Origin of the sequence: Streptococcus mitis (assembly GCF_003942765.1) — a bacterium.
GTDB lineage: Bacteria > Bacillota > Bacilli > Lactobacillales > Streptococcaceae > Streptococcus > Streptococcus mitis_BE.
The window spans coordinates 184,248-203,993 of the sequence record NZ_RJNW01000004.1 but is presented as its reverse complement, the minus strand read 5'-3'; the positions used below and the strand labels follow the sequence as shown (position 1 = coordinate 203,993).

The following is a 19,746-nucleotide window of genomic DNA, read 5'->3' as shown; positions in this document are numbered from 1 at the left end:
GATGAATTCAATCGTGTCCATCTTTTTCTTTTTATGGTAAAATAGAGAAATAATATGGTGAAAAGCCTTGAGGGAGTGACCGATATGTCAAGTAAAGCAAATCATGCAAAAACAGCTATTTGCGGAATTATCAATGTAACCCCAGACTCCTTTTCGGACGGTGGTCAATTTTTTGCTCTTGAGCAAGCACTCCAGCAGGCTCGTAAATTGATAGCAGAAGGAGCCAGCATGCTCGATATCGGTGGAGAATCAACTCGGCCGGGAAGTAGCTATGTTGAGATAGAAGAGGAAATCCAGCGTGTTGTTCCAGTGATTAAAGCGATTCGCAAGGAAAGTGATGTCCTTATTTCTATCGATACTTGGAAGAGCCAGGTGGCAGAGGCCGCTTTGGCTGCTGGTGCTAATCTAGTTAATGATATCACTGGTCTCATGGGTGATGAAAAAATGGCTCATGTGGTAGCTGAAGCGAGAGCGAAAGTAGTCATTATGTTTAATCCAGTTATGGCACGACCTCAGCACCCTAGCTCGCTCATCTTCCCTCATTTTGGTTTTGGACAAGCTTTTACAGAGGAAGAGTTAGCTGACTTTGAAAAATTGACAATCGAAGAATTGATGGAGGCTTTCTTTGAACGAGCACTAGCGAGAGCAGAGGAAGCTGGTATTGCACCAGAAAATATCTTGTTGGATCCAGGAATTGGCTTTGGTCTGACCAAGAAAGAAAATCTGCTTCTTTTACGGGACCTGGATAAACTACATCAGAAGGGCTATCCAATCTTTCTTGGAGTGTCGCGCAAGCGCTTTGTCATCAATATCCTTGAAGAAAGTGGTTTTGAAGTCAATCCTGAGACAGAGCTTGGTTTCCGAAATCGGGATACGGCTTCGGCTCATGTAACCAGTATCGCTGCGAGACAGGGTGTGGAAGTGGTGCGCGTGCATGATGTAGTTAGTCACAGGATGGCAGTTGAAATTGCCTCTGCCATTCGTCTGGCTGATGAAGCGGAAGATTTAGATTTAAAACAATATAAATAAGATGAAAGAATTTGAAAATAATCAGTGGATTGCCAACTACCGGACGGATCAACCGCATTTTGGCTTGGAACGAATGGAGGAACTATTAGCTTTGCGTGGCAATCCCCATCTCAAACTCAAGGTCATCCATATCGGAGGGACCAATGGCAAGGGTTCGACCATTGCTTTTTTGAAAAAGATGCTAGAAAAGCTAGGGCTGAGAGTTGGCGTGTTTAGCTCGCCCTATCTCATTCATTACACAGATCAGATTAGCATCAATGGGGAATCTATCCCAGAAGCGAGACTAGAAGCCCTCATGGCAGACTATCAGTCTTTGTTGGAGGGAGAAGCGGCCGCTAATTTACAGGGCACAACCGAGTTTGAGATTATCACAGCCATAGCCTATGACTACTTTGCCTTAGAGCAAGTAGATGTGGCTATCATGGAAGTGGGCATGGGTGGACTTTTGGATAGTACCAATGTTTGCCAGCCCATTTTGACAGGAATTACGACTATTGGATTGGATCATGTAGCCCTACTTGGTGACACTTTGGAGGCCATAGCAGAGCAGAAGGCAGGTATTATCAAACAAGGGATTCCCTTGGTAACAGGGCGTATTGCTCCAGAAGCTTTGGCTGTGATTGACCGCATTGCGGAAGATAAAAATGCGCCGAGACTTGCCTACGGGGCAGATTATCAGATCAGCCATCAAAAGAGTGTGGTAACGGGTGAAGTCTTTGACTATACAAGTGTTGTCAGGCAAGGTCGCTTCCAGACTGGCCTGCTTGGCTTGCACCAGATAGAGAATGCTGGGATGGCCATAGCTTTACTTGATACTTTTTGTCAAGAAGATGGTCGAGAGCTACCAGCTAATACCTTGCTTGCTCAAGCTCTGGAAGAAACAAGATGGCCGGGGCGTCTGGAGGTAGTGTCAAGAGAACCCTTGATGATTTTGGATGGAGCCCACAATCCCCATGCTATCAAGGCTTTATTAGCAACCTTGCAAGAACGCTTTGCGGATTATCGTAAGGAAATCCTCTTTACTTGTATCAAAACCAAGGCCTTGGAGGATATGTTGGACTTGCTGGGGGCCATGCCAGATACCGAGCTTACTCTGACACATTTTGACGATAGTCGGGCGACTGATGAAAACGTGCTGAAAGAGGCAGCCAAGTCTAGAAATCTCAGCTATCAGGGTTGGCAGGATTTTCTAGAGCAGAAATTGACAGATAAAAAAGAAGAGAAACAAACAGTTAGGATTGTCACGGGTTCCTTGTATTTCTTGAGCCAAGTGAGAGCCTATCTGATGGAGAGGAAAAACGAAAATGGATACACAAAAGATTGAAGTAGCTGTAAAAATGATTATCGAGGCCGTCGGAGAGGACGCTAACCGCGAGGGCTTGCAGGAAACACCTGCTCGTGTGGCTCGTATGTACCAAGAGATTTTTTCAGGTCTTGGTCAAACAGCGGAGGAACATTTGTCAAAATCCTTTGAGATTATTGACGATAATATGGTGGTAGAAAAGGATATCTTTTTCCATACCATGTGTGAACACCACTTTCTACCATTTTATGGGAGAGCACATATTGCCTACATTCCAGATGGCCGTGTGGCAGGTTTGTCTAAGCTAGCCCGTACGGTTGAAGTTTATTCTAAAAAGCCGCAAATTCAAGAACGTTTGAATATCGAAGTAGCCGATGCCTTGATGGACTATCTAGGTGCTAAAGGAGCCTTTGTTGTCATTGAGGCGGAACATATGTGTATGAGCATGCGTGGTGTCAGAAAACCAGGCACAGCAACCTTGACGACAGTAGCTCGTGGTCTATTTGAAACAGATAAGGACCTCCGAGACCAGGCTTATCGTTTAATGGGACTGTAAAAAAAATCCGCTTTGGGCGGATTTTTCTAGAAAGGAATCATTATGGATCAACTGCAGATTAAGGATTTGGAAATTTTTGCCTATCATGGTCTTTTTCCGAGTGAGAAAGAATTGGGGCAAAAGTTTGTCGTTTCAGCTATCCTATCCTATGATATGACCAAGGCGGCTACAGACTTGGATTTAACGGCTTCTGTCCATTATGGAGAACTGTGTCAGCAGTGGACGACTTGGTTTCAGGAAACGAGTGAAGATTTGATTGAAACGGTAGCTTATAAACTGGTGGAACGTACTTTTGAGGCTTATCCTCTTGTCGAAGAAATGAAGTTGGAACTGAAAAAACCTTGGGCACCGGTGCATTTGCCACTAGATACTTGCTCGGTAACCATTCATCGCCGCAAGCAACGAGCCTTTATCGCCCTAGGAAGCAATATGGGAGATAAACAAGCAAATTTGAAACAAGCCATTGAGAAAATGCGAGCTCGAGGTATCCATATTCTCAAAGAGTCCAGTGTCTTGGCGACGGAGCCTTGGGGTGGTGTGGAGCAAGATAGCTTTGCTAATCAAGTGGTTGAGGTTGAAACCTGGTTGCCTGCCCCAGTTCTATTAGAGACCTTGTTAGCCATTGAGTCAGAGATGGGACGGGTGAGAAAAGTACATTGGGGGCCTCGTTTGATTGATTTGGACTTGCTCTTTGTGGAGGACCAGGTCCTTTATACAGATGACCTTATTTTGCCTCATCCTTACATAGCGGAACGCCTTTTTGTTCTTGAGTCCTTACAGGAAATTGCGCCTCATTTTATCCATCCGACATTAAAGCAACCGATCCGCAACTTGTATAATGCTTTGAAAAAATAGAAAAAACTCTAGTTTTCAGTCACTTGCAACTGAAGGCTAGAGTTTTTATACTCTTCGAAAATCTCTTCAAACCACATCAGCGTCGCCTTACCGTAGGTATGGTTACTGACTTCGTCAGTTTCATCTGCAACCTCAAAACGATGTTTTGAGCTGACTTCGTCAGTTCTATCCACAACCTCAAAACAGTGTTTTGAGCAACCTGCGGCTAGCTTCCTAGTTTGCTCTTTGATTTTCATTGAGCATTAAAATAGGTCATTTTCTTCTGGGAGGAGGATAGTCTCTCTACCATCCATGTCTAAAACCAAGACTCTGGGGGGATAAAGAGGGTCGAAAGGGTGGTTAAAGTCAAAATCAATGGCTGTAGGGAGATGTTGACTTGAAAAGTGGAAGGTAATTTTTCCTTGGTTATTGAGCAATTGAAACTCAAGTTCTTCTTCCAATTCAAAGACATTTTTTAAGAAGTGGTCGATGATATACCAAAAAGAGTCAATGACATCATCAGGCAAGCTGGTAACAATGCCAAAACTAGCCGACCGCATGTGGGTATTGGTAAAAGCCATATTTCTTCCCCCTTTCTTTTCCCTTATCATACAGCAAATAGGATTAAAAATCAAGAAAAGGTGATTTTTTCTTCATAAACATAGCTTCCTATGAAATTTTTTCAAATAATCTTCAAAAAACGCTTGAAAGTGTTTACAAATAGTGATAAAATGGAATAAGTAGAACCATGAAAACGAAATTTTCATACCGTCTCTTTTTTTGGAGTCTCGTGAGGTATGATATAGAAAGGAAATGGAATGAATACAGACGATACAGTAACGATTTATGATGTCGCCCGTGAAGCAGGTGTTTCAATGGCGACAGTTAGCCGTGTAGTCAATGGCAATAAGAATGTAAAAGAGAATACCCGTAAAAAAGTACTCGAGGTGATTGATCGTTTGGATTACCGTCCAAATGCTGTGGCGCGTGGTCTTGCAAGTAAAAAGACAACCACTGTCGGTGTCGTGATCCCCAATATCACCAATGGTTATTTCTCAACGCTTGCTAAAGGGATTGATGATATCGCTGAAATGTACAAGTACAATATTGTCCTTGCTAATAGTGATGAGGACGATGACAAGGAAGTTTCAGTTGTCAATACACTATTTTCTAAGCAAGTGGATGGTATCATCTTTATGGGGTACCACTTGACTGAAAAAATTCGTTCAGAGTTTTCTCGTTCTCGAACACCAGTTGTTCTTGCAGGAACTGTGGATGTAGAACATCAGCTTCCAAGTGTCAATATTGACTACAAACAAGCAACGATTGATGCAGTAACCTACCTTGCTAAAGAAAATGAGCGCATTGCTTTCGTTAGCGGTCCACTAGTGGATGATATCAATGGTAAGGTTCGTTTGGTTGGCTACAAGGAAGCCTTGAAAAAAGCAGGTATTTCTTATAGCGAAGGATTGGTATTTGAATCTAAATACACTTATGAAGATGGTTATGCCTTGGCAGAACGCTTGATTTCATCAAACGCAACTGCAGCAGTTGTAACAGGTGATGAGTTGGCAGCGGGTGTCTTGAACGGCCTTGCTGATAAGGGTGTGTCAGTACCAGAAGAGTTTGAAATCATTACTAGTGATGATTCGCAAGTCTCACGCTTTACCCGTCCAAACTTGACAACTATCGCCCAACCTCTTTATGACCTTGGTGCTATTAGTATGCGTATGTTGACTAAGATTATGCACAAAGAAGAGTTGGAAGAACGTGAAGTTCTCTTACCTCATGGTTTGACAGAACGTCGTTCGACACGAAAACGGAAATAGAAAAAATCAGGGAATCGAGAAGATTTCCTGATTTTGCTTTCTAGAGAAGAGGTTTAGCCTTCCATATAGTCTTTCAAAGCCTGTCCTGTTAGTCCGACATTGAGGGCAATGAGGAGTTTCAAACGGGCTTTTTGGGCGTTGAGTTCTTTAACAAAGAAGACACCAGATTTTTGCAACTGCACGCCCCCACCCTGGTAGGCATAAACAGGTTCTGCAATACCGTTAAAGCATCGTGATACTAGAGCGACTGGGATTCCTTTTTGTAGAAGCATTTCTAATTTTTGAGCAGTTTCTTTGGGAATATTACCAGCTCCGAAGGCTTGGATAATCAAACCGTTCAATTGGTCTAAATCCAGCATATCAATCAGCTCATCTGTCATACCAGCATAAGCAGAGATGATAGGGACTAATCCTTGTATGTGATCAAGGTCAAAGCGAACACGGGGCTCAGCTGTTTTGAAGTAGAGGATTTCCTGTTTCATAATCAGACCAAGTGGCCCGTGTGTTGGAGTCTGGAAGGTGCTGACGTTGGTCGTATGTGTTTTGGTAACATACTTGGCGGCATGGATTTCATCGTTCATCACAACCAAAACACCTTTGTCAGCAGCCTTGTCATCACTAGCTACTCGTAAAGCACTTAGGTAATTATAAACACCATCACTGCCGAGTTCATTGGAGCTGCGCATGGCACCTGTTAGAACGATAGGCATATGGGGAACTTCCATGGTATCAAGGAAATAGGCTGTTTCCTCTAAAGTATCGGTCCCGTGTGTGATCACCACTCCATCGTAGTTATCTGCTTCCTCTTTGATTTTTTGGTAGAGGGCTAGCATATGCTTGGGTTTGATATGAGGACTTGGCAGGTTAAAAAAGTCCAAGGCGTGGACTTGTATTCCTTCAAGTGGGTTGGACACATGGTTCATGGGATTATCTGAACTCGTCACAACAGCGCCAGAAGCATCGGCCTGCATGGAAATAGTTCCGCCCGTATGTAAAACAAGGATTTTCTTAGGCATGATTTACTCACTCTTTCTGAAATGTGGTATAATCATTGTATCACAAAAGGGGAGATTGGGATAGGATGGAAGTCAAAGCTGTTTTTTTTGATATCGATGGAACCTTGGTCAACGATCGCAAGAGTGTTTTGAAATCCACTAAGGACGCGATTAAAATTGTCAAAGAACAAGGGGTGCTTGTTGGCGTAGCGACAGGTCGAGGACCTTTTTTTGTTAAGGAATTGATGGATGATTTGGATCTGGATTTTGCGGTAACCTACAATGGCCAGTATATCTTTACTAAAGACAGAGTCTTGTTCACGAGTCCAATTTCCAAGTTACATTTGCGCCAGCTCATTACGTATGCTAAAAAAGAGGGTAAGGAGATTGCCCTAGGGACCAAGGATGCCATGTTGGGTTCTAAAATCATGTCCTTTGGTTTGGGTTCTTTTTCCCAACGAATCAGTCGCTTCGTTCCCTCGGTTTTAACTCGGACAGTGAGTCATTCCTTTAATCGCATGGTCAGCAAGGTTGTTCCCCAAAAGGAAGAAGACCTACTTGATCTAATGAATCAGCCCATCTACCAAGTTTTGATGCTGATGACACCAGAAGAATCTGAGAAGGCAGCAGCTGATTTTGAAGATTTGAAATTGACACGTAGCAATCCTTTTGCAGCAGATGTCATCAATCAAGGAAACTCTAAATTGGAAGGCATACGCCGAGTCGGGAAAGAATATGGCTTTGACCTCAACCAAGTCATGGCCTTTGGTGACTCAGATAACGACCTAGAAATGCTGGCGGGTGTCGGTATGTCGGTCGCTATGGGAAATGGTAGTAGCAGTGTTAAGGAAGTGGCTAAGCACATTACCACTAGCAATCAGCAAGACGGAATCCACAAGGCCTTGGAACATTTTGGTGTTCTGGCCTCAGAAAAAGTCTTTGTCAGCCGTGACTATCATTTCAATAAGGTCAAGACCTTCCACCACATGATGGATGAACGGACCCAAGAAGAACCACGAGCTTGGGATTTAGAAGGTGCAACCCACAGGGCTGGCTTTAAAATAGAAGAATTGGTGGAGTTTGTTCGAGCAGCCAGTCCCTCTGAAGAGGACTTTGGTCAAGCACTATCGCAACTTCATCAAGCTCTTGATAAGGCAGCAGATAAAGTAGCTAAGAAGACGCCTGCTCAGCAAGATTTGATAGGGCAGGTAGATGCCCTGATTGACACGCTTTATTTTACCTATGGTAGTTTTGTTTTGATGGGGGTGGATCCAGAACGTATTTTTGATATTGTTCATCAGGCCAATATGGGGAAAATTTTCCCAGATGGCAAGGCTCATTTTGATCCAGTGACCCACAAAATCTTAAAACCAGATGATTGGGAAGAAAAATATGCTCCAGAACCTGCGATTAAAAAGGAACTGCAGCGCCAGCTCAAGGCTTATGAACGCCATAAAGAGAGAAATAATACTCAATGAAAATCAAAGAGCAAACTAGGAAACTAGCCGCAGGCTGTACTTGAGTACGGCAAGGCGATGTTGACGTGGTTTGAATTTGATTTTCGAAGAGTATAAATAGTAAACAAAAAGGAGCTAGGGGCTCCTTTTCTTTGTGATTATAAGGTTTTTTCTTGTTCTCTCACCACCAGCAAATCGACCTTAGCATGGCGGAGAATGTATTCAGATGAAGAACCGACCAAGAGGCGTTCAAAGGCGTTGAGACCAGTTGCGCCAACGAGGATGAGGTCCACTTCTTCAGCATCGGGAATAGTACGTGCCAAGAGGGTTTTTGGATTTCCCATTTCAATGACGATATGAACATCTGCCACACCAGCATCTTTAGCACGTTTTTCGTACTCTTTCATCAGACTTTCAGCGTCGACTTGGAGTTCTTCGTAAACTTCAGCATCAAAGGTGGATACGCTTTGGAGCGCGCGTGTGTCAATGACATGTGCGATGGTGAGCTTAGCGTCGTTTCGTAGAGCAGAATGAACTCCCTTGACAAAAGCCAAGTCCGCTTCTTTAGAACCATCGATTGCGACCATGATATTTTGGTAACGTTGTGCCATAATGAAACCTCCTGAAATTTTCTTACTATTATTGTAAACCTTTTCACTATAGAAGTAAAGTAAAAAAAGTATTTTTCAAAAGAATGTTAGCGCTTAAAAACTATATAAATATATGATAAAATAAAAGAAAGGATAGCAGGAAACAAGTGAAGGGAGGGAGAATGATGAAAAGCTCTTTTCAAGAAACAAAAAATTCAAATTTCCTTTATTATGGAATCATCCTAGCTTCAGTCTTGCTAGAAGTTATCATGGTCTGGCAATTAGAGAAGCTAATTCCGCTTCTCTATCCAGGTTTTGTTGGCTTTTTAGTCTTTCACCTACTCTACCATTTTCTATTATTCCTGGTTGCAAAACGAAGTGGGCGTTGGGATTACTTGATGATATGGGGGCTTTTCCTCATGTTCAATCTTCTCTATGACTCCTTTTTAGGCTTGCTTTTTCTAGGTTTATCTTTTGGTATGTGATCTGTCTTTGTCAAAATAACTGCTATCTCCCCTGTCTTGACCTCGCTTTTAGCGAGGTTTTTCTTCTATCTTAATCTAGTAAAACTCAATGAAAATCAAAGAGCAAACTAGGAAACTAGCCGCAGGCTGTACTTGAGTACGGCAAGGCGACGTTGACGTGGTTTGAATTTGATTTTCGAAGAGTATAACACATTTCAGTAAACTTGTCGCATTCCCTTTCTAGTGGTATAATGTTACTATCCTGATGAATTGAGGAAACAAGATGAAAGAATATAACAAGTCTAGTAAGTTAGAGCATGTTGCTTATGATATCCGTGGTCCTGTTTTGGAAGAAGCCATGCGAATGCGAGCAAATGGAGAAAAGATTTTACGTCTGAATACAGGAAATCCAGCAGAATTTGGCTTTACAGCGCCAGACGAGGTCATTCATGACTTGATTATGAATGCGCGGGATAGTGAAGGGTATTCTGACTCTAAAGGAATTTTCTCAGCCCGTAAGGCTATCATGCAGTATTGCCAGTTGAAGAAATTCCCAAATGTGGATATTGATGATATTTACCTTGGAAATGGTGTTAGTGAGTTGATTGTTATGTCCATGCAGGGGCTTTTGGACAATGGGGATGAGGTCTTGGTGCCAATGCCAGACTATCCTCTCTGGACAGCAGCTGTCAGCCTAGCTGGGGGAAATGCCGTTCACTATGTCTGTGATGAAGCTGCAGAATGGTACCCAGATATTGACGATATTAAGTCAAAAATCACTTCCAATACCAAGGCAATCGTCCTTATCAATCCAAATAACCCAACTGGAGCTCTTTATCCTAAGGAACTCTTGCTGGAGATTATTGAGATTGCCCGTCAAAATGATTTGATTATCTTTGCGGATGAAATTTACGACCGCATGGTCATGGATGGTCATGTGCATACGCCTGTCGCTAGCTTGGCACCAGATGTTTTCTGTGTCAGCATGAATGGTCTATCAAAATCTCACCGTATCGCTGGTTTCCGTGTAGGTTGGATGGTCTTGTCTGGACCTAAGACTCATGTCAAGGGCTATATCGAAGGGCTCAATATGCTGTCCAATATGCGCCTTTGCTCTAACGTTTTAGCTCAACAAGTCGTGCAAACTTCCTTGGGTGGTCACCAATCAGTCGATGAATTGCTCCTTCCAGGTGGTAGGATTTATGAACAAAGAAACTTCATCTACAATGCTATTCAAGAGATTCCAGGTTTGTCTGCGGTTAAACCCAAGGCTGGGCTCTATATCTTCCCTAAAATCGACCGCAATATGTACCGTATCGATGATGATGAGCAATTTGTCCTTGATTTCTTGAAGCAGGAAAAGGTTCTCTTGGTTCATGGTCGAGGCTTTAACTGGCAGGAACCAGACCACTTCCGTATTGTTTACCTTCCTCGTGTTGATGAACTAGCCCAAATCCAAGAAAAGATGACTCGTTTCTTGAAACAGTATCGTAGATAGGGCTTACATTCGAAAAAGCTGGAAACATTTGCCTTGAGCTATTGACAAAAGTAAAAGAATCAGATAGAATAGTAAAGTATGTTTAGTAACTGATCACTTTATAGCCGGCTAAACGAATACAAAATCTATGAGGAGGTATTCATCGTGAAACGTACTTATCAACCAAGTAAACTTCGTCGTGCGCGCAAACACGGATTCCGTAACCGTATGTCAACTAAAAACGGTCGTCGCGTATTGGCAGCTCGTCGTCGTAAAGGACGCAAAGTTTTGGCTGCATAATCCAAACGAACCATAACAAAAATCAGTAGGAACTCGAGTCTACTGATTTTTATTTTTGTAAAAAAGTACAAAAAGCTTTATATTTTTGCTCGAATAGTGTATAATATTTCACATACTGTAAAAATGGAGAATAATCATGAAGAAATCAAAAGTTATGCTTTTTGGAGCTGTAGCTTTGACAGCAGGTCTAGCTTTAGCGGCATGTGGATCATCTCAATCAAGTAATGCAGACAAGACGTACTCTTATATCTTTGTCAATAACCCAGATACCTTGGATTATATTACTTCTACCCGAGACTCTACATCTAGTATCACAACCAACTTGATTGATGGTTTGTTGGAAAACGACCAGTATGGCAATCTCATTCCCTCTATGGCTGAGTCATGGACGGTGTCAAAAGATGGTTTGACCTACACTTATAAAATCCGTCAGGGGGCTAAATGGTACACTTCTGAAGGAGAAGAGTATGCAGATGTAACCGCTCATGACTTTGTGACAGGTCTTAAGTATGCGGCTGATAAAAAGGCTGAAAACTTGTACTTGGTACAAGACTCTATTAAGGGTCTAGCAGACTATGTTGAAGGAAAATCATCTGATTTTGAAACTGTTGGTGTTAAGGCAGTGGATGATTACACTCTACAATATACTCTCAACCAACCTGAAACTTATTGGAACTCTAAAACAACAGCAAGTATCCTTAGTCCTGTAAATGAAGCCTTCTTGAAGTCTCAGGGAGATGATTTTGGAAGTGTGACACCATCAAGTATTTTGTCAAATGGTCCTTACTTGTTTAAATCCTTCACATCCAAATCTTTGATTGAACTTGACAAAAACCCTAATTACTGGGATAAGGATAATGTTAAAATCGAGAAAGTGAAACTCTCATTCTTTGACGGTTCTGATCAAGACAGCATTGCAAGAGGTTTCTTGGATGGTAATTATACAGATGGCCGTATCTTCCCAACAAGTTCAGTCTTTGCTGAACTCAAGAAGGGCAATGAGGACAAGATTACCTACACACCACAAAACTCAGTTACTTTCTATTATCTTTTCAACGTGAATCGTCAAAGCTACAAGCAGACGATGAAACAGTCTGATAAGGAAAAGACAGATTCACGCGCAGCTATGCAAAATAAGGATTTCCGTCAGGCTATCAACTTTGCCTTTGACCGTCATGCTTATGCAGCACAGACAAATGGTGAAGAAGGAGCAGACCGTATCTTGCGTAATACGGTTACACCAAGTGACTTTGTCCAAGTTGGTGATAAGAACTTCGGTGATGTTGTTAATGAGAAAATTGTCAACTATGGTAAAGATTGGGCAAATATCAATCTAAACGATGGTAAGCAAGCCTTCTTGAATCCTGATAAAGCCAAAGAGAAGTTTGCCAAGGCCAAAGAAAGTCTGCAAGCACAGGGAGTAACCTTCCCAATTCATTTGGATATGCCAGTTGACCAGACTGCTAAATTAGATGTGCAACAGGCCGGCTCTTTCAAACAAACAGTGGAAGAAACCCTTGGTAAGGAGAATGTGGTCATCGATGTTATCCAACTTTCTCCAGATGAAAAAGACCAAGCAACCTACTTTGCAGATACAGCAGAACAAAAAGACTACGATATCGACATCTCAGGATGGGGTGGAGACTACTCAGATCCTAAGACTTACCTAGCGATTCTAGACCCAGAGACAGGTTCTCAGTTGAAAAACATGGGCTTGTCTGAAGGAAAAGACAAGGAAGTTAAGGATAAGATTGGTCTTGCTGACTACAAGAAACTCTTGGATCAGGCAGACGCTGAAATCACAGATACTCAAGCTCGCTATGAAAAATATGCTGAAGCCCAAGCTTGGTTGACAGATAGTGCCCTCTTCCTACCAGTTCAAAGTGGTGGAGCCAACCCAATCTTCCGTAAGAGTGTACCGTTTACAGGTCCATTCTCATTCGTTGGTCATAAAGGAAATGCGGACAACTACAAATATGTTGAATTGCAAAAAGAGCCAGTAACTGCTAAACAGTACCAAGAACTCTATGAAAAATGGCTGAAAGAAAAAGCTGAGTCAAATAAAAAAGCTCAGGAAGATTTAGCTAACCATATTCAATGATATTCCTAGTCATGCTTTTCAGTTAATACTCTTCGAAAATCTCTTCAAACCACGTCAGCGTTGCCTTACCGTATATATATGTTACTGACTTCGTCAGTTCTATCTACAACCTCAAAACAGTGTTTTGAGCTGACTTCGTCAGTTTCATCTGCAACCTCAAAACAGTGTTTTGAGCTGACTTCGTCAGTTTCATCTACGACCTCAAAGCAGTGCTTTGAGCAGCCTGCGGCTAGCTTCCTAGTTTGCTCTTTGATTTTCATTGAGTATAAGCATAGTGATAGGATTCAGAAAAAGGCCTTACCAGACGCTTATTGGTTCTGGTAGGGCCTTTTCTTTATTCTTTTAAGTGATAAGAGTAGCTAGCGACAACGACGTCTTGGTGCCAACGAAGGGCGTATTTGAGTTTAAGGCTCATTTGATTGTGTAGAATATTTTGCCAAGGTTTATTAGGGATAAACTGGGGTACCAGGACAGTGACTGTATAGTTCTTTTTCTGGACATCCTCAGAGATCCGTTTGACATACTTGACAGTAGGGGTGATGATGTCACGGTAGCTGGTCTTGATATTTTTCAGAGTAATAGTTGGGAAGTAATCAGCAAATTCTTGGAGAATTTCTTGGTCTTTTTCTGCTGTTTCCTTAGTAGAAATATGCATGGCTAGGACTTCGTCACCGATACTTTGAGCGTAGTTAATGGCTCCGACACTGACTCGGGTGACATTTCCTACTAGGACCAGAACCAGATTGCCGTCGTAAGTACGTTTTTCGATGCCTTCATAGAGTCGCAGTTGTTGAGCTACTTTTTGGTAATGACTGTGAATCGCTAAGAAGAGTAGGGTGAGTACGAGAATAATCGGGAAGAAGGGCCAGATATCACTGAGACGGAAAAAGAGCAGAATCAACACGATAGCGTAGCAAATGATAGCTCCAAGGATATTGGCAAGGGCAGGTTTTAAGAAATTTGCCCCTTTTTCTTTTTTCCAATGGCGAATCATCCCAGTCTGAGATAGGGCAAAGGGCACGAAGACACCGATAGTATAAAGAGGAATCAAACGTTCGGTATTGCCATTAAAAATGAGAAGAAGAATCATAGCCCCAAATGCCAGAGTTAAAATTCCATTGGAGTAGCCTAGGCGGTCTCCTTTTTCCATAAAGAGATGGGGCATGTATTTATTTTTAGCCATATTGTAAGCCAGCATAGGGAAGGCCGAAAAGCCAGTATTTGCAGCTACTGCTAAAATCAAGGCTGTGGAGAATTGGAAGATATAATAGCCAAGGTGACCTAAGAAGGAATTACCAAGGATGCCTTGAGCCATCTGTGAAAGAATAGTTTCTCCGTGTTGAGGCATAATCCCCATCCAGTAGTTTAGGAAGGTAATGCATGCAAAAAGAAAACCTAAAATCAAGGCCATGATGGTCAAGGTCTGAGCAGCATTCTTTTCTTTCGGAGTCTTGAAAAAGGGAACGGCATTTGAAATAGCTTCAACTCCTGTCAGAGAGGCAGAGCCGCTGGTAAAGGCTCTTAGAATGAGAACTATAGACAGGCTCGGAACAGCATGCCCGATAGGAGAAGTTGCCTGATAGCTGAGAGAACCAGTTACTAGTTGAAAGATTCCATAGAGCAGGAGAAAGACAGTACTGATGATAAAGAGATAGACAGGAATCATCAGTGAGCTGGCAGATTCTTTCAAGCCCCGTAAGTTCAAAAGCATAAGCAAGCAAACCAGAAAAATGGAGATGTGAAGGTTGTAAGGGTGGAGGGCAGGGAGAGCTGCTGTGATAGCGTCCGCTCCAGATGATACCGATACCGCCACAGTCAGCATGTAGTCAACCAGCAGACTACCTCCAGCGATCAAGCCTAGCTCGGGAGATAGATTTTCCCGAGTAACCATATAAGCCCCACCACCTTGAGGATAGGCGTGGATGATTTGACGATAGGAAATGGTCAAACTAGCGAGGAGTAAGAGGACAAAAATACCGATAGGGAGGCTCCACCAAATAGCGAGAGGAGAGAGACTGACTAAAACGAGAATGACTTGTTCAGGTCCATAGGCAATAGAAGACAGGGCATCACTGGATAACATTGCAAGTGCCTGCATTTTCCCTAACAATCCCCCTTCGCCGTCTGTGAGAGACTTGAGTGGTCGACCGATAAAGGTATATTTTAATTTTCTAAACATTGTATTTTCCTTTTCTGAAAATTTCAATAAGTGCTATTATACTGCTTTGGGAAAATAGCGTCAAGAGACGACGATGGATTTTAGAATATTTTGTACAGATGAGGAGAGAGGTCAGTTTTTTTGCTATAATAGTAGATAGAAAACGAGGTTAGAAGAGATGATTTTTGATACACATACACACTTGAATGTAGAAGAATTTGCAGGTCGTGAGGCAGAAGAAATTACCTTGGCTGCTGAGATGGGTGTGACACAGATGAATATTGTTGGTTTTGATAAACCGACGATTGAGCGTGCTTTGGAGTTGGTGGATGAGTACGACCAACTCTACGCGACTATTGGTTGGCATCCTACAGAAGCAGGGACTTACACAGAGGAGATTGAAGCCTACTTGCTTGACAAGCTCAAGCACCCAAAGGTAGTTGCCTTGGGTGAGATTGGTTTGGACTACCATTGGATGACAGCGCCAAAAGAGGTGCAGGAGCAGGTTTTTCGCCGTCAAATTCAGCTATCTAAGGACTTGGATTTGCCTTTTGTTGTCCATACCCGTGATGCGCTGGAAGACACCTATGAGATTATCAAGAGCGAGGGCGTTGGTCCTCGTGGTGGTATCATGCATTCTTTCTCAGGAACTCTTGAATGGGCAGAGAAGTTTGTCGCGCTTGGCATGACTATTTCCTTCTCAGGAGTGGTGACTTTTAAGAAAGCAACTGACATCCAAGAAGCAGCTAAAGAGTTACCTTTGGACAAGATTTTGGTGGAAACAGATGCGCCTTACTTAGCACCTGTACCCAAGCGGGGTCGTGAAAATAAAACAGCCTACACTCGCTATGTAGTGGACTTTATCGCCGACTTGCGTGGTATGACGACAGAAGAGCTAGCGGCGGTAACAACTGCAAATGCAGAACGAATTTTTGGATTGGACAGCAAGTAATGAAAGAGAAAATTTCCCAAGTTATCGTGGTTGAAGGTCGCGATGATACGGCCAATCTCAAACGTTATTTCGAGGTAGAGACCTATGAGACACGAGGTTCTGCCATCAATGAGCAGGATCTAGAGCGGATTCAGCGTCTACACCAACGCCATGGAGTCATTGTCTTTACAGACCCAGATTTTAATGGGGAGCGGATTCGCCGCATGATTATGACGGCTATTCCAACAGTTCAGCATGCCTTTCTCAAGCGAGATGAAGCTGTTCCTAAGTCCAAGACCAAGGGGCGTTCTCTGGGAATTGAGCATGCCAGCTATGAAGACCTGAAAACGGCTCTAGCTCAGGTGACAGAACAATTTGAATATGAGAGTCAGTTTGACATCAGTCGTAGCGACTTGATTCGCCTTGGTTTTCTAGCAGGGGCAGACAGCCGTAAGCGACGAGAATATCTAGGAGAGGCTATCCGAATCGGCTATTCTAACGGCAAGCAACTTCTCAAACGCTTAGAGTTGTTTGGGGTCACCTTGGCAGAAGTGGAAGAAGCCATGAAAAGTTATGAGAAAGACACTAAATTGTAGATAATTGTGTTAAAATGAAGGTAGAATATTTGAGTTACTAGGAGATTATATGAAAAATAAAGATACTAAATTACTATTGGTGCTTGCTGCAGTTGGTCTTGTGGTTGCTGGTATTATTTTATATATGAACAATTTTTTCAAAGGTACAAATTTAATTTTTGAAAAGTTATCTCAAGGTGAAGTATTAGCTGGTATAGTCATTGCGTTTCCGACATTAGTCACTTGGAAACAAGCTATTGAACAAAGTAAAGAAAATAAGAAAAATGTGGTGTCTGATAATGTTAGAGATACTGTAAAGTATTATGATAAGCAACTTACTGATCTTGTTGCAGATATTAGTAAGACTAAGGAGTTACCCTTTTATAAGGCTGGTAAAATTGAATATATCATCGATACGTATAATAAGCTGCTAAAGGAATGGAATGGGGTGTTGAAATTAGATATTTCTCTTGACTTTGTTCAAGTGTTGTCTACAATTTGTTCAATAAAATATCCAGAAGGGATAGATAGTCCTGGGAATGAGTTGGCGGAGAATTGGAAATATAATTTGAGCACAGCACTTAAACCAGTTATGAGAGAAATAATATCTTTGAGGAAGGAAGAAGTATTCGGTTCAAAGGAAGTTAAATATTTTAGTTACGTTGAATTTGGCGATATTGGATATGAGATTGAAAAAGTAAAGTTTAAAGATAAGAGATTTGTAGAGTGTACTTTTTCTGCTGATTTTATTGATTCAAATTCATTTGAAGAATGTAAATTTATCAACTGTAGTATCAGTAATGGTCAATTATCTATAGAAAACGAGAAAAAATTACTAAGTAACACGATTATAGGCACATTTAGAGATTCTAATGAGGATGATTTTGCCAATATCAATAATGAGCAATTTCATTCTACATCTGTTTCGGAATATGGAACTGTGTTGGATACCCGAGAAGGAATTATAGCTGATAACTATATTTTAGGCAACAAGTTTTTTGAAATAGAGTCTAATTCAGAAACTAGGAAAGAAGTCTACCAGGATATTATTAATGGATTAATCTCGTACGGCATAGGTATTGATGATAAAATAAATAACAAAAAAATAAGTATTAGTAAAAACTATATAACGGAGACAAATAAATCCGAATTTATTGCTGGAAGTTTATTCTCTGGCTGGAACAGTCTATTTTTAGAGAAAATACAGAAGTCTAGTAATTTCAAATATTATATATTTTGTATTAAGAATAAAAATATTTATAATACAATAGTTTTTGAAAAGGATAATTTTAATAGATTCTTGAAGAAGAAAAATGTAGATAAGACAGGGAAGTATAATTTTTATTTTAATGGTTTTAAAAGTAATGAGGAATAAAGAGTAGATTGATGAGAATTGCAGATTATAGCGTGACCAAGGCAGTGCTGGAGCGTCACGGTTTTACCTTTAAAAAGTCTTTCGGGCAAAATTTCCTGACGGATACCAATATCCTTCAAAAAATCGTGGATACGGCTGAGATTGATGACCAGGTCAATGTTATCGAAATCGGGCCAGGGATTGGTGCCTTGACGGAATTTTTGGCTGAGCGTGCGGCTCAAGTTATGGCCTTTGAGATCGACCACCGTTTGGTGCCTATTTTGGCAGATACCTTGCGTGATTTTGACAATGTGACCGTAGTCAACGAGGACATTCTCAAGGTCGATTTGGCGCAACATATCCAGAATTTTAAAAATCCTGACCTGCCAATCAAGGTAGTGGCTAATTTGCCTTACTACATCACGACGCCCATTCTCATGCACTTGATTGAGAGTGGCATTCCTTTTAGTGAATTTGTCGTCATGATGCAAAAGGAAGTGGCGGATCGCATCTCCGCCCAGCCAAATACCAAGGCTTATGGTAGCTTGTCGATTGCGGTGCAGTATTACATGACTGCCAAGGTTGCCTTTATCGTGCCTCGTACGGTCTTTGTGCCAGCGCCAAATGTGGATTCAGCCATCTTGAAAATGGTCCGCCGTCCAGAGCCAGCTGTAGCAGTGGAAGACGAGAACTTTTTCTTTAAGGTTTCCAAGGCTAGTTTTACCCATCGCCGTAAGACCTTGTGGAATAACTTGACAGGTTACTTTGGCAAGACTGAAGAGGTCAAGGACAAGCTGACCAAAGCTTTAGATCAGGCAGGCTTGTCACCAAGTGTGCGTGGGGAAGCTCTCAGCTTGGCAGAATTTGCCAGCCTAGCAGATGCACTTAAAGGGCAAGGACTCTAAGATGCAGGGACAAATCATTAAAGCCTTGGCTGGGTTCTACTATGTGGAGAGTGAGGGCAAGGTTTATCAGACACGGGCGCGTGGAAATTTCCGTAAAAAAGGTCACACACCCTACGTTGGGGATTGGGTAGATTTCTCTGCGGAGGAAAATTCAGAGGGCTATATTCTCAAGATTCACGAACGGAAAAATAGTCTGGTCCGTCCGCCCATTGTCAATATCGACCAAGCTGTAGTAATCATGTCCGTCAAGGAACCTGAATTTAACAGCAATTTGCTGGATCGGTTCTTGGTTCTCTTGGAGCACAAGGGCATTCATCCCATCGTTTATATTTCTAAAATGGACTTGCTGGAAGATCGGTCAGAATTGGATTTTTACCAACAAACCTATGGTGACATCGGCTATGACTTTGTGACCAGTAAAGAGGAGCTCCTGCCCTTGTTAACAGGCAAGGTTACAGTCTTTATGGGGCAGACAGGTGTTGGGAAATCAACCCTTCTCAATAAAATCGCACCGGACCTTAATCTTGAAACAGGAGAAATCTCAGACAGTCTGGGTCGCGGGCGCCATACCACTCGAGCTGTTAGTTTTTACAACCTTAATGGGGGTAAAATCGCAGATACACCAGGTTTTTCATCTCTGGATTATGAAGTATCAACGGCTGAAGACCTCAATCAGGCATTTCCAGAGATTGACAGTGTCAGCCGAGATTGTAAGTTTCGTACTTGTACCCATACCCATGAGCCAGCTTGCGCGGTTAAGCCTGCTGTTGAAGAGGGTACCATTGCAACCTTCCGTTTTGACAACTACCTGCAATTCCTTAGCGAAATTGAAAATCGCAGAGAAACCTATAAAAAGGTCAGCAAAAAAATTCCAAAATAAGGAGAAAC

At 42.1% G+C, this 19,746-nt stretch carries 20 protein-coding genes; 15 read left to right on the top strand and 5 right to left on the bottom strand.

Features of this window, described 5'->3' with window-relative positions:
* The first annotated feature begins 54 nt into the window (after positions 1-54).
* Genes folP through folK form a run of 4 tightly spaced genes read left to right on the top strand, consistent with a single transcriptional unit; the run spans position 55 to position 3,743 of the window.
* Positions 55-1,029: a dihydropteroate synthase gene (gene folP, locus D8849_RS07610; protein WP_185756226.1), complete on the top strand. Its 975-nt coding sequence runs from the start codon at positions 55-57 to the stop codon at positions 1,027-1,029.
* A gap of 1 nt (position 1,030) precedes the next feature.
* On the top strand, positions 1,031-2,353 hold the full coding sequence (locus D8849_RS07605) for a bifunctional folylpolyglutamate synthase/dihydrofolate synthase (RefSeq protein WP_125386666.1): 1,323 nt from the start codon (positions 1,031-1,033) through the stop codon (positions 2,351-2,353).
* The gene (gene folE / locus D8849_RS07600) at positions 2,334-2,888 is read left to right on the top strand and encodes a GTP cyclohydrolase I FolE (RefSeq protein WP_125386665.1); all 555 of its coding nucleotides are present in this window, start codon (positions 2,334-2,336) and stop codon (positions 2,886-2,888) included. Before D8849_RS07605 ends, folE begins: the two co-directional genes overlap by 20 nt.
* A 42-nt stretch (positions 2,889-2,930) precedes the next feature.
* Positions 2,931-3,743, top strand: a complete 813-nt coding sequence (folK, locus tag D8849_RS07595) for a 2-amino-4-hydroxy-6-hydroxymethyldihydropteridine diphosphokinase (protein WP_125386664.1) — start codon at positions 2,931-2,933, stop codon at positions 3,741-3,743.
* Between the two features lie 8 nt (positions 3,744-3,751).
* Here folK and D8849_RS10475 read toward each other — a convergent pair whose 3' ends face one another.
* Together D8849_RS10475 and D8849_RS07585 are read right to left on the bottom strand one after the other, a co-directional pair.
* Positions 3,752-3,916 carry a hypothetical protein gene (locus D8849_RS10475; RefSeq protein ID WP_185756231.1) on the bottom strand — a complete coding sequence of 55 codons (165 nt, stop codon included), beginning with the start codon at positions 3,914-3,916 and terminating at the stop codon, positions 3,752-3,754.
* A gap of 69 nt (positions 3,917-3,985) precedes the next feature.
* Entirely contained in the window at positions 3,986-4,303 is a 318-nt protein-coding gene (locus D8849_RS07585) for a DUF960 domain-containing protein (protein ID WP_000886035.1), read from the bottom strand.
* Between the two features lie 237 nt (positions 4,304-4,540).
* On the opposite strand from D8849_RS07585, the gene ccpA reads away from it, so the two are divergent.
* A complete protein-coding gene (ccpA, locus tag D8849_RS07580; RefSeq protein WP_001090628.1) occupies positions 4,541-5,551 on the top strand; it encodes a catabolite control protein A in 1,011 nt (336 codons plus the stop codon).
* A 53-nt stretch (positions 5,552-5,604) separates the two neighbouring features.
* Here the strand turns inward: ccpA and D8849_RS07575 are convergent, their stop codons facing one another.
* On the bottom strand, positions 5,605-6,567 hold the full coding sequence (locus tag D8849_RS07575) for an asparaginase (protein WP_033681212.1): 963 nt from the start codon (positions 6,565-6,567) through the stop codon (positions 5,605-5,607).
* A gap of 65 nt (positions 6,568-6,632) precedes the next feature.
* Between D8849_RS07575 and D8849_RS07570 the strand changes: the two genes are divergently transcribed.
* On the top strand, positions 6,633-8,024 hold the full coding sequence (locus D8849_RS07570) for a Cof-type HAD-IIB family hydrolase (RefSeq protein ID WP_049487902.1): 1,392 nt from the start codon (positions 6,633-6,635) through the stop codon (positions 8,022-8,024).
* Positions 8,025-8,161: 137 nt separating this feature from the next.
* On the opposite strand, the gene D8849_RS07560 is transcribed toward D8849_RS07570, so the two are convergent.
* Positions 8,162-8,614 carry a universal stress protein gene (locus tag D8849_RS07560; RefSeq protein ID WP_000079148.1) on the bottom strand — a complete coding sequence of 151 codons (453 nt, stop codon included), beginning with the start codon at positions 8,612-8,614 and terminating at the stop codon, positions 8,162-8,164.
* Between the two features lie 161 nt (positions 8,615-8,775).
* Here D8849_RS07560 and D8849_RS07555 point away from each other — a divergent pair, with 161 nt between their 5' ends.
* The 4 genes from D8849_RS07555 (at position 8,776) to D8849_RS07535 (ending at position 12,935) form a co-directional block, all read left to right on the top strand.
* Positions 8,776-9,078: a hypothetical protein gene (locus D8849_RS07555; protein ID WP_033681216.1), complete on the top strand. Its 303-nt coding sequence runs from the start codon at positions 8,776-8,778 to the stop codon at positions 9,076-9,078.
* Between the two features lie 262 nt (positions 9,079-9,340).
* Positions 9,341-10,555, top strand: a complete 1,215-nt coding sequence (locus tag D8849_RS07545) for a pyridoxal phosphate-dependent aminotransferase (RefSeq protein WP_045605483.1) — start codon at positions 9,341-9,343, stop codon at positions 10,553-10,555.
* A 144-nt stretch (positions 10,556-10,699) separates the two neighbouring features.
* Entirely contained in the window at positions 10,700-10,834 is a 135-nt protein-coding gene (gene rpmH / locus D8849_RS07540) for a 50S ribosomal protein L34 (protein WP_000831905.1), read from the top strand.
* A 136-nt stretch (positions 10,835-10,970) separates the two neighbouring features.
* Positions 10,971-12,935: a peptide ABC transporter substrate-binding protein gene (locus D8849_RS07535; RefSeq protein WP_125386663.1), complete on the top strand. Its 1,965-nt coding sequence runs from the start codon at positions 10,971-10,973 to the stop codon at positions 12,933-12,935.
* Between the two features lie 334 nt (positions 12,936-13,269).
* Here the strand turns inward: D8849_RS07535 and D8849_RS07530 are convergent, their stop codons facing one another.
* Positions 13,270-15,114, bottom strand: coding sequence for an APC family permease (locus D8849_RS07530; RefSeq protein WP_125386662.1), 1,845 nt, complete (start codon positions 15,112-15,114; stop codon positions 13,270-13,272).
* A 157-nt stretch (positions 15,115-15,271) separates the two neighbouring features.
* On the opposite strand from D8849_RS07530, the gene D8849_RS07525 reads away from it, so the two are divergent.
* The 5 genes from D8849_RS07525 to rsgA are packed head-to-tail and all read left to right on the top strand — an operon-like array spanning position 15,272 to position 19,738.
* Positions 15,272-16,045 carry a TatD family hydrolase gene (locus D8849_RS07525; RefSeq protein ID WP_125386661.1) on the top strand — a complete coding sequence of 258 codons (774 nt, stop codon included), beginning with the start codon at positions 15,272-15,274 and terminating at the stop codon, positions 16,043-16,045.
* Positions 16,045-16,620 carry a ribonuclease M5 gene (gene rnmV, locus D8849_RS07520; protein WP_125386660.1) on the top strand — a complete coding sequence of 192 codons (576 nt, stop codon included), beginning with the start codon at positions 16,045-16,047 and terminating at the stop codon, positions 16,618-16,620. The genes D8849_RS07525 and rnmV overlap by 1 nt, the downstream gene beginning before the upstream one ends.
* Positions 16,621-16,669: 49 nt before the next feature.
* The gene (locus tag D8849_RS07515) at positions 16,670-17,974 is read left to right on the top strand and encodes a hypothetical protein (RefSeq protein WP_125386659.1); all 1,305 of its coding nucleotides are present in this window, start codon (positions 16,670-16,672) and stop codon (positions 17,972-17,974) included.
* 11 nt (positions 17,975-17,985) lie between these two features.
* Positions 17,986-18,858: a 16S rRNA (adenine(1518)-N(6)/adenine(1519)-N(6))-dimethyltransferase RsmA gene (gene rsmA, locus D8849_RS07510; protein WP_004255823.1), complete on the top strand. Its 873-nt coding sequence runs from the start codon at positions 17,986-17,988 to the stop codon at positions 18,856-18,858.
* Between the two features lies 1 nt (position 18,859).
* The gene (rsgA, locus tag D8849_RS07505) at positions 18,860-19,738 is read left to right on the top strand and encodes a ribosome small subunit-dependent GTPase A (protein WP_125386658.1); all 879 of its coding nucleotides are present in this window, start codon (positions 18,860-18,862) and stop codon (positions 19,736-19,738) included.
* Positions 19,739-19,746: the final 8 nt, after the last annotated feature.